We start from the raw sequence: 223 nt of genomic DNA on the forward strand, positions 1-223 counted from the left end.
CGAAATTGGGTCTGTAGCTCAGTTGGTTAGAGCGCACCCCTGATAAGGGTGAGGTCGGCAGTTCGAATCTGCCCAGACCCACCAATTTTGTGTGGGAACCTGTAGAAATACGGGGCCATAGCTCAGCTGGGAGAGCGCCTGCCTTGCACGCAGGAGGTCAACGGTTCGATCCCGTTTGGCTCCACCACTACTGCTTCTGTTTGTTGAAAGCTTAGAAATGAGC

Annotated in this window: 2 tRNA genes; both read left to right on the top strand. The window is 53.8% G+C overall.

Annotated features, from left to right (window positions below):
- Positions 1-7: 7 nt before the first annotated feature.
- A tRNA-Ile gene (locus KW848_RS31555) sits at positions 8-84 on the top strand.
- A 27-nt stretch (positions 85-111) separates the two neighbouring features.
- Positions 112-187, top strand: a tRNA-Ala gene (locus KW848_RS31560).
- Positions 188-223 lie beyond the last annotated feature (36 nt).

Origin of the sequence: Pseudomonas sp. PDM25, assembly GCF_019219045.1 — a bacterium.
In the GTDB taxonomy this organism is placed as follows: Bacteria; Pseudomonadota; Gammaproteobacteria; order Pseudomonadales; family Pseudomonadaceae; genus Aquipseudomonas.